This window comes from Methyloversatilis discipulorum (assembly GCF_018780585.1).
Taxonomy (GTDB): Bacteria; Pseudomonadota; Gammaproteobacteria; order Burkholderiales; family Rhodocyclaceae; genus Methyloversatilis; species Methyloversatilis discipulorum_B.
The window spans coordinates 12,255-25,969 of sequence record NZ_JADMJL010000050.1 but is presented as its reverse complement, the minus strand read 5'-3'; the positions used below and the strand labels follow the sequence as shown (position 1 = coordinate 25,969).

The following is a 13,715-nucleotide window of genomic DNA, read 5'->3' as shown; positions in this document are numbered from 1 at the left end:
TCAGGCGGCGATCGGTGGCAGTTCGGCGTCGCTCTCGCCCAGCGTGAAACAGAAGGTGGCGCCCTTGCCGGGCTCGGCCCGCGCCCAGACGCGGCCGTTGTGGCGGCGGATGATGCGCTGGACCAGCGCCAGGCCGATGCCGGTGCCTTCGAACTCACCCTCGCGATGCAGCCGGATGAAGGGATTGAACAGCTTGTCGGCGTGCGCCATGTCGAAGCCGACGCCGTTGTCGCGTATGTAGATCACCGCCTGCTGACCGCGGCCTTCGGCGCCGACCTCGATGCTCCCGTGCGGCACCGGCGACGAGAACTTCCACGCGTTGCGCAGCAGGTTGTCGAGTGCGATCCGCAGCAGGCCGACGTCGCCAGCCACCAGCATGCCGGGCTGGATGACGATGGCGCAGTCGCGCCGCGGGTCGCTGGCGTGCAGCGTGTCGGCGATCTCCTGCGCCAGCGCGCTGAGGTCGACCGGCTGGCGCTGCAGCGGCATCCGCGTCACGCGCGACAGTTCGAGCAGGTCGTCGACCAGATGCTCCATGCGCAACGCGGCGCGCAGGATGCGCGACAGCGCGTCGAAACTCGCCTTGCCCAGGCCGCTCACGTCTGGCCGTGTCATTTCCGACTCCAGCACGCTGGCGAAGCCGTGAATGGCGCGCAGCGGGCCGCGCAGATCGTGCGACACCGAGTAGCTGAAGCTTTCCAGTTCCTCGAACGCGGCCTTCAGGCTGGAGGTGCGGCTGCGCACGCGCTCGTCCAGCTCGTGATTGAGCGCGCGCAGATCCTCTTCCGCCTTGACCTGGCGGCTGACGTCGCGGGCGCTGCCGCGGTAGCCGCCGATCTGGCCCGCCGCATCGCGCCACGGACGGCCGGACAGCGCCATGATGCGCACGCCGCCGTCCTGCTGTCGCCAGTCGATCACGATGTCGCGGAAGGGACGGAATTCCTGCGTCAGCAGCGCGATGTCGTCGTGCCGCTGCGGGCCGGGCCGGCGCATCGCGAACAACGCGTTCAGCGACAGGCCGCGCAGCGGCCAGGCGCCGTCCGACGTGTACACAATGGTGCGCTCGGCGTCGGTTTCCCAGAACCAGTCGGCCGCCGCCTCGGCGAAATCGCGCAGCCGCGTGCGTTCGGCTTCGAGCTCGTTGATCTTCTTGTCCAGCTTGTCGCGCAGTCGCTCGGCGTACAGCGCGTCGGCATCGCCGACCACCGGTCGCTGCGGGCCACGGCTGCCCAGCGCCTCCAGCTCGGCGATCAGGGCGCCGATCTCGCAGGGCTTGACCAGGAAGCGGTCGGCGCCCAGCCGGTAGGCCAGTTCCTCGTCGCGGCGGTCGGTGAAGGTGGCGGTGTAGAAGGCGAACGGGATGGCGGCCAGCTGCGGGTGAGCACGCACCGCGCGGCACAGGCCGTAGCCGTCGAGTTCCGGCATCAGGATGTCGGACACGATGAGGTCGGGCGGCTGCGCCTTGGCCAGTTCGAGCGCGGCGCGCCCGTCGGCCGCGGTGCGCACGGCGTGGCCGCGCGATTCCAGCGCGGCGCTGAGCATCAGGCGAGAGTTCTCGTCGTCTTCGGCGATCAGGATGTCCATCAGGCTCGGGCCAGTACGTCTTCGATCTGTTTCATCACCCGCAGCGGGTCGATGGGTTTTTCGATGTAGCCGTTGCAGCCGGCGGCCAGCACGCGCTCGCGGTCACCGGCCATCGCGAACGAGGTGATGGCGATCATCGGAATCGGCGGCCAGCCCTCGGCCGCGCGGATGCGGCGGGCGACCTCGATACCGTCGATGTCCGGCAGCTGGATGTCGAGCAGGATGAAATCCGGGCGCTCGCGCAGCGCCTCGGCAACCCCCTCCAGCCCGGTCATCGCGCAGCGCGTACCGTACCCTCCGGCGTGCAGGATGAATGTGATCAGTTCGAGGTTGTTCTCGTTGTCCTCGATCACCAGCGCGGTCTTCACGGACGGCTGCCCTCCGTCGCACGGCCCGAGCCCTCGCGCGGCAGGTGCAGCGTGAAGCGGCTGCCCACGCCCGGCGTGCTCTGCACGTCGACGCTGCCGGACAGCAGTTCGGTGGCGATCTTGCGCGTCAGGTAGAGACCGAGCCCGGTACCGGGCGTCTTCACGCGCAGGTGGGAATCGATGCGTTCGAAGGGCTGGAAAAGACGGGCCAGCCCGGTATCGTCCATGCCGATGCCCGTATCCTCGACGCTGATGTCGAGCCAGCTGCCACGCACGCTCGCCTCCACAGTGATGGTTCCTTCGACGGTGTACTTTACCGCGTTGCTCACGAAATTCAGTATGCATTGGAGCAGCCGGCGGCGGTCCGCCTGGACCAGGATGCCCGGTGGCACGCGCACCTCGATGTCCAGCTTCTTCTCGCGCGCGGCCGGCGTCACCGACTGCACCGCCTCGTCGATCACCGCCTCGACCTCGAAGCGCTCCTCGAACACGTCGATGAAGCCGGCTTCGATCTTCGATATGTCGATCACGTCGGTGATCAGCGCCAGCAGGTGCCTGGCCGAGCCATAGACCCGGGTGAGCTGGTCGTGCTGGCGCGTGTTCAGCTCGCCCGCCATGCCGGCCAGCACCACACCGGTGAAGCCGATGATGGAATTGAGCGGGGTGCGCAGTTCGTGCGACATCGAAGCAATGAACATCGATTTCAGCCGGTCGAGATCCTTCAGTCGCTCGTTGGCCTGCGCAAGTTCCGCGGTGCGTTCGCTCACCCGCTGTTCCAGCGTTTCGTTGGCCACACGCAGTGCCTGTTCGTTGCGCTTGATGTCGCTGATGTCGCGCAGCACGCTGGAAATGAACTGCACCCGGCCATCGGCGTCGCGGTGGGCGACGCGTACCGCCGACATCGGCACGCTGCCGCCACCGTGCTTTCGCAGCCGTGTCTCGCCGACCCAGATGCCGTCCTTCATGACCGCCGGCAGCTCGATCTTGAGGTAGTGACGGTAGGCATCCGGCGGGTAGAGATCGCCCACCAGCAGTTTGTCGGGCAGGCCAGAGCCGGTCAGGCCGACCGTGCGCCGCGCGGACAGATTCAGGTAGGTGATGCGCAGATCGGTGTCCACCGTGGACACGTAGTCCGGCGTCGCGTCGAGGATGGCCGACAGCCTGACCTGCTCCGCCTGCGCCCGGTGCCGCTCGCGCGCGACCAGGAAGCGGCCGAGCAAGGTCGCCACCTCGCCGGCGAAGCGCTGTTCGTCGTGCGCCCACTCGCGCACGTCGCCGGTATGTTCGAGACAGACGACGCCAGCCAACCGGCCGTCGAGAAAGACCGGCGCGTCGAGCATGGCGCTGACGCCCTCGGCGTCGAGGTAACCGCCGGTGAATTCGTGCACCTGCGGATCGCGGCGCGCATCGGCGGCAGCGATGGTGCGGCCGCTGCGCAACGCGGCGAAATAGTCGGGGAAGGCGGACGCCGCCAGCACGGCGCCGGAGACATGGCCGCGATCAACGTCGATCCGGCGGCGGTCGTACAGGTCCATGCAGCGCAGCCGGCCGGTGTCGACGTCCAGCCGCCACACGCCGGCGCGGCTCACCGACAGCGCGTCGGCAACCACCTCGGTCAGCGTCGCGAGCGCAGCGTCGTCACCGGCCGACAGTGCATGATCGACGCTGAGGCGCATGATGGCCGCGAGCTGGCCGTCCTGCCGTTCGAGCCGTGCGCGCTGTTCGCGCCGCGCACGCAGGTCGTCGGTCACGTCGATGAAGGTGGCCTGGATGGCCTGGGCGCCGTCCCAGCTGACCTGGCGGATGACCGAATCCAGCGTGCGCCGCTGGCCGTCGATGCGCACGACGTCGAGCTGCATCGGCAGCACACGGCCGGAGGCGAGCAGGCGGCGGTTGCTGTCGCTGGAAATGACCGGCAGGTCGTCGGCCACCACCATGTCGGCCAGCGAGTGCTGCCCCATCAGGTCGGCTACCGACTGGAAGCCGAGCAGTTCAGCCGCGCGCCGGTTGGCGTACAGCGGCTGGAACTGGCGATGGATCAGGATGCCCTGGATCGAGCCGTCGAACAGGTCGAGCAGCTGCGCCTCACGGGTACGCGCGCGACGCGACGCGGCGGCGCGCTCGTTCAGCGTGATCGACAGCGAATAGGGCGCGATCGACATCGTGATGACGAAGGCCTGCAGCAGCAGAAGCGCGCGCAGCGGCGTCTCGCTGCCGAAGGGGCCGAGTCCGGTCTGCGTGCCGTACAGCGCGACCGCGTTCATCAGCACCAGCAACAGGCTCATCCAGCGCACCTTGAGGCGGATCGCCGACCACACCAAAACCGCCGGCAGCACGAGCATGTAGGGCTCGGGACCATCGAGCACGCGCAGGAAGAGGGCGGCCGTCACGCCCAGCGTCAGCAGCAGCCAGGGCAGCACGGTCAGCAGGTCGGCGATCAGCCGCTGCAGCTGCAGGCGGCCGATCCAGCCGGCGACCAGCTGCACCACCAGCAGCGTGCCGGCGAAGTGGGCGGCCGCGTGCAGCGTCCAGTCCGACAGATAGAAGGGGGCGCCCGACGTCCAGGCGTCGCTGGCGCCGCGGGCGATGGCCAGCAGCAGCGCAACGCCGATGAACCAGGCGTAGTGGTCGGCGCGCATGCGCGGGTAGGGCTGCAGCGGGAAGGTGCGCAGCACCTGCGTGCCGACGCAGACCAGGACGCCGATCAGTGCCGCATTCAGCGTCGCTGCCAGCGGCGTCTGCCCGGCCAGCACGCCCTGCACCAGCGTCACCAGCATGACCGGCAGCGCGTGGGCGAGGCCGAACAGCAGTACCACGGCGAAGGCAACGCCGAGGCCGATCTGCAGAACCGGCGGCTGGCCGTCGGACAGGCCGAGCAGCGGATCGACCTGGGTCGCCAGTGCACAGGCGGCCGCGCTGGCGACGTAGCGGAGCGGGTGCAACGAGGCGCGCGGAGATGCAGACACGATATGCTGCGGCAGTGAATGGTCGGCGCATCTTAGCGTCCTTCCGGCACCGCGACCTATCGGCACAAGGAACGATGGACGCGGCGCGACGTCCACCGCCCAGCCCTTAACCCTCGTCGACCACGATGACACGCCTGCTCCGCTTCGGCCTCATTCTTGTGGCCTTCCTGCAGCCCGCCCTTGCCGCCCAGTGCGTCCCGCCGGGCCGCTGGATCGCTCCGGGCAAGGGTGAACTCGACGCCGGCAGCGTGCTCGCCCGCGCCAGCGCACAGAGCGTGCTGCTGCTCGGCGAAACGCACGACGTCGCCGCTCACCATGACTGGCAGCTCGACACGCTGCGCGCGCTGCACGCGCGGCGCCCGCAGATGGTGATCGGCCTGGAAATGCTGCCGCGCAACGCCCAGCCGGTGCTCGACGCCTGGGTGCGTGGCGACCTCGACGAGACGGCGCTGTTCGAGCGCACCGGCTGGAAGCGCACCTGGGGCGTGCCACCGGCGCTGTACGCCGGCATCTTCCGCTTCGCGCGCGAGCACCGGCTGCCGATGCGCGCGCTGAACATCGAACGCCAGGTGGTGCGCGAGGTGTCGAAGCGGGGTCTTGCCGGCGTACCGCCCGCCCGGCGCGAAGGCGTCGGTGATCCGGCCGAGGCTCCGGACAACTACCGCAACTGGCTCAAGCAGATCTGGAGCGATCACATGCCGCAGGCGCAGGCGGCGTCGAACGAGGCGTTCGTGCGCTTCATGCAGGGCCAGCTGCTGTGGGACCGTGCGATGGCCGAGGCGCTGGTGGCGGCGGCGCGCGAACACCCGCAGGCGCTGGTGGTCGGCCTGATGGGCAGCGGCCACGTCATCCACGGTCACGGCGTCGAACACCAGCTGCGCGCACTCGGCGTGGCCGATGTCGGCAGCCTGCTGCCGTGGGACAGCGACGCCGACTGCGGCGATCTGGTCGCCGGCGTTGCCGACGCCGTGTTCGGCATCGTGCCGGCGGTACAGGACACCCGGCACTGATGCGCGCGCTGCACCGGCTGGCCGTCGCCTGCACGCTGTGCTGCGGCAGCGCGCTGGCCGCACCGCAGTATGCGATCACCGCCCGGCTGGCGCCGGCCAGCGGCACGCTGGACGCCGCCGCCCGCATCGTGCTGCCGGCCGGCGAAGCAGTGGCGCTGCGCATGGACGGCGCCCACCGCATCGAGTTGATGCAGCTCGACGGCCGCCCGCTGAGCGCGGCGCGCGACGGCGGGCAGTGGCGCATCGACCTCGCCGCTGCCCCGCGCGAACGCCAGCTCGAACTGCGCTGGCAGATCCGCGCACAGGCGCCGGACAGCGCCGCCCGCCATCGCGACACGCTGACCGCCTTCGCGCCACAGATCGGCGAAGCAGGCAGCTTCCTGCCGGCCGGCGGCGCCTGGTATCCGCTGCCCTATGACAGCGCTGGCCCGCTGCTGCACCGCTACGCGCTCACCGTCGACCTGCCCGCCACACAACGCGCGCTGGCGCCGGGCGACCTGACGCAGGACACGGTGCGCGACAGCCGCCGCAGTCAGCGCTTCGACGCGCGCCAGGACGGCGAGGGCGCCGACCTGATGGCCGGCCCGTGGCAGCAGACGACGCGCGCGCTGCGCGCCCGCGACGGCCGCACGCTGACGCTGGTCACGCTGTTCCATCCGGAACTGGCGGCCGAAGCCGAGGGCTATCTCGACGCCGCGGCGCAGGCACTGACGCAGTTCGAGGCACGCTTCGGCGACTACCCGTACAGCCGCTTCAGCATCGCCTCGTCGCCGACGCCGACCGGCTTCGGCATGGCCGGCCTCACCTACCTCGGCATCGACGTGCTGCGCCTGCCCTTCATCCGCCACACCTCGCTGCCGCACGAGATCGCGCACAACTGGTGGGGCAACGGCGTGCATCTGGCGCCGGACAGCGGCAACTGGTCGGAAGGCCTGACCACTTTCGTCGCCGACTACGCGCAGCGCGAAGCACAGGGCGACGACGTGGCGCACGCTGCGCCTGGACTGGCTGCGCGGCCTGTCGGCGCTGGCGCCGGCAGCGCACGACAGCCTGGCCGACTTCGGCGGCCGCACGCACGACGCGTCGCAAGCCATCGGCTATCACAAGGCGGCCCTGGTGTTCCTGATGCTGCGCGACACGCTGGGTACGGCATCCTTCGACCGCGCGCTGCGCACCTTCTGGTCCACCCATCGTCACCGCCGCGCCGGCTGGGACGATCTGCGCCTCGCTTTCGAGCAGGCGTCCGGCCGCGACCTGCGCCGCTTCTTCGCCGAATGGGTAGAGGGCCGCGGTCTGGCCGAACCGCGACTGGACGGGGTCAGACCCGGTACCGACAGCGTGACGCTGACGCTGGCGCAGCCGGCGCCGCCCTATCCGCCCGGCCTGCCGCTGCACCTGCGCGACCCGGACAGCGGCGCGCTGCGCATCGAAACGCTGACGGTCGACCGGCCGCAGCAGTCCTTCACGCTGCCGTTGAAGGGCTGCGCCGAGCTGGCGGTCGACCCGGACTTCCGCACCGCGCGCCGGCTGCGCCCGGGCGAGGCACCGCCCATCCTGCGCGAGGCGACGCTGGACAGCACGCTGGCGCTGACCGTGCTCGACGGCGGTGACGCACGCTTCGGCGCGGCGGCCGACGCACTGGTCGGCGACTGGCTGGACGCGCCGCCGCCGCGGCTGGGCGCAGACGCCGCACCCGGGCGCAGCGCCCGCATGGTGATCGGCCGCAGCGCCGACCTCGACCGCTGGCTGGCCCAGCACGGCTTGCCAGCCCGCCCGCGCGACGGCGACGTGGTGGCCTGGGCCCAGCGCAGCGCCGCCGGCGGCACGCTGGCGCTGGTCGCCGCGCGCGACGCCGACGCGCTGACGGCGGCCCGGCGGGCGTTGCCGCACTACGGTCAGCAGGGCTGGGTGGTGATCAAGGACGGACGCGCCAGTGCGCGCGGCCAGTGGCCGGCGCAGACGCAGTGGACCCGGGTGTGCGCGCTCAGCGCGCGATGAGCAGCGCGTCCAGACCCAGCCGGTCGCGCAGCAGGCGGGCGGCCGATTCGGCCGCTTCGCGGCTGGCGAAGGGACCGGCCTGCACGCGGTGGCGGCTGCCGTCACTGTTCACCCGCACCCGGTCGGCCAGTTCGGCCAGCCCGTCGACGACACGCCGGCTCAGCGCCTGCGCGTTGTCGAGGCCGGCAAAGGCGCCCAGCTGCAGCCAGTGACCGGTGTCGGCCGCCGCTGGCGCGGCTTCGGCCGACAGTGCGGCAATCACGTCCGCATCGGCGGCGGCACGCTCGACCGGCGGCGTGCGCTGCACTTCCGGCCGTCCGGCGGCGCGACGCGCCAGCAGGTCGCCCGGGCTGCCTTCGGCGAACACCGCCTCGACCTCGACTTCGGCACTGCCGTCGTTCACGTAGCCAAGCTTGGCGGCGGCGGTCCACGACAGGTCGATCACCCGGCCCGGCTTGAACGGGCCGCGGTCATTCACCCGCACGACGACCGAGCGGCCACTGGCCAGATGGGTGACGCGGGCGTAGCTCGGAATCGGCAGTGTCGCGTGCGCGGCGGTCATCGCGTACATGTCGTACACCTCGCCGATGGAGGTCTTCTGGCCGTGGAACTTGCGGCCGTACCAGGACGCCCGGCCCCGCTGACGGAAAGGCTTCGCTTCGGTCATCGGCACGAAGCGCATGCCAAGTGCGCTGTATGGCCGGTTGGCAAAGCGGTGCAAGGGTTCGTCGCGCGGCACGGCGTCGGGGATGGCGGCCAGCGTGGCGGCGTCCGGCGCGTTGTCGCCCGGGCCGTCGTCCAGATAGTAGCCGCCGCCGCGCCGGGCGGCCGGCGGTGGCGCCGGCTTCGCCGCCTCGCCCGGCGGTGTACGCACGACCGGCGCCGGGTCCGGCTCGACCTCGGTCACCGGCGGCGCACCGGCACAGCCGGCGAGCACGGCGGCGGCCGACAGCAGCGCGAGCAGGCCACGGATGTGCACGATCAACGCTCCCGCCGCCGGCGCCGGTGCGCCTCGATCGACATCAGCAGCCCGAGGCCGATGCACAGCGTCACCAGTGCGGTGCCGCCGTAACTCACGAAGGGCAAGGGCACGCCGACCACCGGCAGCACGCCGGTCACCATGCCCATGTTCACGAAGGCATAGGTGAAGCAGGACAGCGAAATCGCGCCGGCCAGCAGGCGACCGAACAGCAGTGGCGAGCGGGCGGCGATCATCAGGCCGCGCCCTATCATCGCCATATAGATAAGCAGCAGCACCACCGCACCCAGCAGGCCGAACTCCTCGGCCATCACGGCGAAGATGAAGTCGGTGTGGCGCTCGGGCACGAATTCGAGATGGGTCTGCGTGCCTTCCTTCCAGCCCTTGCCGAACACGCCGCCGGAACCGATGGCGATGCTGGACTGGATGATGTGGAAGCCGCTGCCGCGCGGGTCGGAGGTCGGATCGAGCAGCGTGCACACGCGCTGCCGCTGGTAGGCCTTGAAGCCCGGCCACTCGACGCCTTCGGCGCACATCGCGTCGCCCTCGACCGCCAGCGTCGCGATGCCGACCACGCCGATCGCGAGCACCGGGATGATGAGCTTCCACGACAGGCCGGCGAAGAAGATGACGAATACGCCGGCCGCCAGCACCAGGATGGCAGTGCCCAGATCCGGCTGGTGGAAGATGAGGCCGACCGGTATCAGCAGGATGACCAGCGCCACCAGGAAGTCGCGCAGCCGCAACTGCGCCTCGTGCCGGTGGAAGTACCAGGCCAGCATCAGCGGCACCGAAATCTTCAGCATTTCCGACGGCTGTATCCGGGTGAAGCCGATGTTGAGCCAGCGTTGCGCGCCCTTCGACGTTTCGCCGAACAGTTCGACACCGATCAGCAGCACGACGCCGACGACGTAGAAGGGCAGCGCCAGCTGCATCAGGCGCAGCGGCGGAATCTGCGCCACCACCAGCATGACGCCGAGGGCGACCGCGAGATTGACCAGATGGGCGTCGAAGCGGAAGGAGAAGTCGGCGGTGGCGCTGGCCATCACCAGCGTCGCCAGCGACAGCAGCACGAAGGTGATCGCCAGCAGCGGCGGATCGAGCGCCGACAGCAGGCCGAAGATGCGCTCGCGCAGCGCCGACCATCTACTCGCTGTCAGTTGCATCGGCATCCTCCGGTGCAGGGCCTGCCGGCGTATTGCCCAGCAGGTAGTAATCGAACACCTGGCGCGCGATCGGCGCCGCCGACTGAGCGCCGAAGCCGGCGTTCTCGACGATGACCGCGAGCGCGATCTTCGGGTCGTCGGCCGGCGCATAGGCGATGAACAGCGCGTGGTCGCGCAGCTTTTCCGCCAGCTTGCCGCCGCGATACTGCGCACCCCGCAGCGAGAAGGCCTGCGCGGTGCCGGTCTTGCCGGCGGCAACATAGGGCGCGCCGGCGAAGGCACGGGCACCGGTGCCGGCCTTGTTCACGTCTTCCATCGCCTGCTTGATCACCGCGATGTGCTCCGGCTTCAGGTTCACCCGCCGCGTCGGCTGCGGCTCGATCTCGCGTACTGCGCCGGTGCGCACGTTCTCGACCTGCTTCACCAGATGCGGCTTGTAGACGACGCCGTCGGCCGCCAGTATCGACACCGCGTGCGCCAGCTGCAGCATCGTATAGGCGTTGTAGCCCTGACCGATGCCGACCGAAATCGTTTCGCCGGCGTACCACTTCTGCTGTTCCGGCTTCTTGAAGCGCTTCTTCTTCCATTCCGGCGACGGCAGCACGCCGGTCGCCTCGCCCTCGATGTCGATGCCGGTGCGGCTGCCCAGGCCCATCTGCGCCATGAAGCCGGCGATGCCGTCTATGCCCCAGTCGGCGGCCAGACGGTAGTAATAGGTGTTGCACGACACGACGATGGACTTGTGCATGTCCACCGAGCCGTGACCGCCCACCTTGTCGTCGCGGAAGCGGTGGCCACCGAAGTCGAAGTGGCCGGGGTCGGCGATGGCGAACTGCGGCGTGCGCTTGCCGGCGGTCAGCGCGCCGAGCGCCATGAAGGGCTTGAAGGTCGAGCCGGGCGGGTAGGCCGAATAGATGGCGCGGTTCAGCAGCGGGTGGTCGGCCGAGGTGTTCAGCGCCTCCCAATTGGCGCTGTCGATGCCATCGACGAACAGATTGGGATCGAAGGTGGGCTTGCTCACCAGCGCCAGCACGCCGCCGGACGACGGTTCGATCGCCACCAGCGCACCGCGCCGCTCGCCGAAGGCCTGTTCGACCACGCGCTGCAGGCCGGCGTCCAGCGTCAGCCGCAAGTTGTTGCCGTTCTGCGGCGGCGTGCGCGACAGCACGCGTACCGCGCGACCGGCGGCGGTCACCTCGACCTGTTCGAAGCCGGTGACGCCGTGCAGATCACTCTCGTACGACAGCTCCAACCCGCTCTTGCCGATGTGGTCGGTGCCGCGGTAGTTGTCGGCCACGCCCGCCTCTTCTATGCGCTCGGCGTCGCGCCGGTTGATGCGGCCCATGTAGCCGAGCACGTGCGAGGCCAGTTCGGTGTTCGGGTACTGGCGGAACAGCCGCGCCCTCACCTCGACGCCGGGGAAGCGATAGCGCTGGGCGATGAAGCGCGCCACTTCCTCGTCGGTCAGCCGGGTGCGTATCGGCAGCGAATCGAAGTTGCGCGACTCGTCCATCAGCTTGCGGAAACGCTTGCGGTCGCGCGCCTCGATATTCACCAGCTGCGCCAGCTCGTCTATCGTCGTTTCGAGATCGGCCACGCGCGAGGGCTGTATTTCCAGCGTGTAGGCCGAGTAGTTGCGCGCCAGCACCTCGCCCTTGCGGTCGATGATGAGGCCGCGATTCGGCGTGACCGGCAACAGCGCGATGCGGTTGTCCTCGGCGCGGGTGGCGTAGTAGTCGTGCCGGACCACCTGCAGCCAGAAGAAGCGCGAGAACAGCAGCGCGAAGCACACCAGCACCAGCGCACCGGCGAAGTACACGCGGCGGCGAAAGCGGACGAGCTGCAGTTCCGGGCTGTTCAGGTCGGTCATGCGCAGGAGGGACCCTTGTCAGTCACGCGTCGTGCCGGGCGAACGGACCGGCTGTGCAAAGCCGGCACTCCGGAGCGAACGAAACGACGTGAGCGTAGAGGCCGAGGCGCCGCGCGCAGGGCCGCCCCAAGGGTGTAGCGGGGGTTTCGGCGAGCACTGCTCGCCGCCCGCGCAACCGGTCGGCTGTGCAAAGCCGACCGTGGAACGAGCGCAGCCCCCATGGCGGGGGTGAAGCAGGGGTTTCGCAGCGCATGCGCTGCGCCTGCTGAACGGGTCGGCTGTGCAAAGCCGGCCCTCCCGAGCGAACGAAGTGAGCGTGGGGGCACTCATATCGGCCGGTTCTCGTCCTTGTTCTCCGGCCGGTACTGCGGCAGCAGCAGCACGAAGCTGATCGGATGCCACAGCAGCGTCGCGATCAGCGCGCCGGCGAAGTATTCGAGGCCGGGAAACTCGGCGTCGCCGGCCAGCCGCACCAGCAGCATCACGCACTGCGCGCCGACCAGCATAGGCAGCACGTGCAGCGACTGGCGCAGCGGGCCGAACCACAGGATGCGGCGGGAGAAGGTGGTCGCCGCGTAGGCGAGCAGCACGTAGGCGAGCGCGTGCTGACCCATCAGGCTGCCGTAGCCGACGTCCATCACGACACCCATCACGAAGGCGCTGCCCATGCCTACGCGCAGCGGCTCGCGCACGCACCAGAAGCACAGCACCAGCGCCACCCAGTCGGGCAGCCAGAAGGCGCGGCCGAGCGGCATCAGGTTCAGCAGCAGGGCGACCAGCAACGACAGCCAGACGAACCACGGACGGACTGGGCGCAGGATGCGGCGCGAACTGAAGGAGGGCTGGTTCATTTCTTCGCCTCCTGCGGCGCGGCGGCGGCCGGCAGCACGCTGTCGGGCTGCACCGGCTTGCCGGGCGCCATGATGAGCACGGCCGAATGCGCCTCGACGCCAGCGATCGGCACGCAGAGGATGCGCACGAAGCCGCCTTCGCCGTCGCGGTCGACCGACTTCACGCGCGCCACCGGCAGACCGGGCACGAACACCCCGTCGAGGCCGGAGGTGACGATGCGGTCGCCCTCGCGCAGATCGACGTCGGCCGCCAGGTAGCGCAGTTCCAGCGTGCCGCTGCCGGCGCCGAACATGACCGCGCGCACGCCGGTGCGGGCGACCTGCACCGGCAGCGCCTGGTCCTTGTCGGAAATGAGGGTGACCTCGGCGTTGAGCGGATAGACGCGGGTGACCTGGCCGATCACGCCGACGTCGTCCACCACCGGACTGCCCGGCTCGATGCCGTGGGTGAGGCCCTTGTCTACGACGACGCGACGCGAGAACGGGTCGCGCACCGCGTAGATCACCTCGGCGACGCGCGCATCGACCTTCACCCGCTCGCGCATGTCGAGCAGCGCGCGCAGCCGGGTGTTCTCCTGGTCCAGCTGTTCCTGGCGCAGCCGTATCGTCGCCAGTTCGGTGTGTTCGCGCCTGAGCTGCGCGTTTTCCGCCTGCAGCCGGGCGAGGTCGGCGAAGTACTCACCGGCCGAACGGACGCCGGCCACCGGCATGCCGGCGGCGACCTGCAGCGGCGTGGTCACCACCGACAGCGCCTGGCGCACCAGTTCGAGGTAATGCAGCCGGTAGTCGACCACGATAAGCGTGAGCGAAGCGCTGGCCAGCAGCACGAGGCGCACGAGCGGCGCCGGGCCGCGCCGGAAGAACGGCGGTGGGGAATGTCCGGCGACCGGTGAAGCCATGAATCAGGAAACCGTCACGAAGGT

The 13,715-nt window shown here is 70.0% G+C and carries 10 protein-coding genes and 1 pseudogene; 3 read left to right on the top strand and 8 right to left on the bottom strand.

The window, feature by feature from the left end; genetic code table 11:
* From IV112_RS18805 to IV112_RS18795, 3 genes are read right to left on the bottom strand one after another with little or no spacing between them, the layout of a single operon-like run.
* Positions 1-1,584: a sensor histidine kinase gene (locus IV112_RS18805; protein ID WP_304006108.1), complete on the bottom strand. Its 1,584-nt coding sequence runs from the start codon at positions 1,582-1,584 to the stop codon at positions 1-3.
* The gene (locus tag IV112_RS18800) at positions 1,584-1,952 is read right to left on the bottom strand and encodes a response regulator (protein ID WP_020162885.1); all 369 of its coding nucleotides are present in this window, start codon (positions 1,950-1,952) and stop codon (positions 1,584-1,586) included. Before IV112_RS18800 ends, IV112_RS18805 begins: the two co-directional genes overlap by 1 nt.
* Positions 1,949-4,918 (bottom strand): ATP-binding protein, encoded by a 2,970-nt coding sequence (locus IV112_RS18795; protein WP_304006103.1) that lies wholly within the window; start codon positions 4,916-4,918, stop codon positions 1,949-1,951. Before IV112_RS18795 ends, IV112_RS18800 begins: the two co-directional genes overlap by 4 nt.
* A 125-nt stretch (positions 4,919-5,043) precedes the next feature.
* Between IV112_RS18795 and IV112_RS18790 the strand changes: the two genes are divergently transcribed.
* From IV112_RS18790 to IV112_RS18780, 3 genes and pseudogenes are all read left to right on the top strand, one after another.
* A complete protein-coding gene (locus IV112_RS18790) occupies positions 5,044-5,928 on the top strand; it encodes a ChaN family lipoprotein (protein WP_304006101.1) in 885 nt (294 codons plus the stop codon).
* Positions 5,929-7,053: 1,125 nt separating this feature from the next.
* Positions 7,054-7,146, top strand: a pseudogene (locus IV112_RS18785) (hypothetical protein); the annotation flags it as partial.
* A 255-nt stretch (positions 7,147-7,401) separates the two neighbouring features.
* Positions 7,402-7,926, top strand: coding sequence for a hypothetical protein (locus tag IV112_RS18780; RefSeq protein ID WP_304006251.1), 525 nt, complete (start codon positions 7,402-7,404; stop codon positions 7,924-7,926).
* Here IV112_RS18780 and IV112_RS18775 read toward each other — a convergent pair.
* The 5 genes from IV112_RS18775 to mreC form a co-directional block, all read right to left on the bottom strand.
* On the bottom strand, positions 7,913-8,905 hold the full coding sequence (locus tag IV112_RS18775; RefSeq protein WP_304006098.1) for a septal ring lytic transglycosylase RlpA family protein: 993 nt from the start codon (positions 8,903-8,905) through the stop codon (positions 7,913-7,915). The two genes, IV112_RS18780 and IV112_RS18775, sit on opposite strands and share 14 nt — an antisense overlap.
* A 2-nt stretch (positions 8,906-8,907) precedes the next feature.
* Positions 8,908-10,071 carry a rod shape-determining protein RodA gene (gene rodA, locus IV112_RS18770; RefSeq protein WP_029143896.1) on the bottom strand — a complete coding sequence of 388 codons (1,164 nt, stop codon included), beginning with the start codon at positions 10,069-10,071 and terminating at the stop codon, positions 8,908-8,910.
* A complete protein-coding gene (gene mrdA / locus IV112_RS18765; RefSeq protein ID WP_304006095.1) occupies positions 10,052-11,941 on the bottom strand; it encodes a penicillin-binding protein 2 in 1,890 nt (629 codons plus the stop codon). The genes rodA and mrdA overlap by 20 nt, the downstream gene beginning before the upstream one ends.
* Before the next feature lie 326 nt (positions 11,942-12,267).
* Positions 12,268-12,792 (bottom strand): rod shape-determining protein MreD, encoded by a 525-nt coding sequence (mreD, locus tag IV112_RS18760; RefSeq protein WP_020162878.1) that lies wholly within the window; start codon positions 12,790-12,792, stop codon positions 12,268-12,270.
* Positions 12,789-13,691 (bottom strand): rod shape-determining protein MreC, encoded by a 903-nt coding sequence (gene mreC, locus IV112_RS18755; RefSeq protein ID WP_020162877.1) that lies wholly within the window; start codon positions 13,689-13,691, stop codon positions 12,789-12,791. The genes mreD and mreC overlap by 4 nt, the downstream gene beginning before the upstream one ends.
* Positions 13,692-13,715 lie beyond the last annotated feature (24 nt).

Coding starts and splice junctions, on each gene's coding strand:
- IV112_RS18805 (WP_304006108.1), bottom strand. CDS start 1,584: ATGGACATCCTGATCGCCGAAGACGACGAGAACTCTCGCCTGATGCTC.
- mreC (WP_020162877.1), bottom strand. CDS start 13,691: ATGGCTTCACCGGTCGCCGGACATTCCCCACCGCCGTTCTTCCGGCGC.
- IV112_RS18790 (WP_304006101.1), top strand. CDS start 5,044: ATGACACGCCTGCTCCGCTTCGGCCTCATTCTTGTGGCCTTCCTGCAG.
- rodA (WP_029143896.1), bottom strand. CDS start 10,071: ATGCAACTGACAGCGAGTAGATGGTCGGCGCTGCGCGAGCGCATCTTC.
- mrdA (WP_304006095.1), bottom strand. CDS start 11,941: ATGACCGACCTGAACAGCCCGGAACTGCAGCTCGTCCGCTTTCGCCGC.
- mreD (WP_020162878.1), bottom strand. CDS start 12,792: ATGAACCAGCCCTCCTTCAGTTCGCGCCGCATCCTGCGCCCAGTCCGT.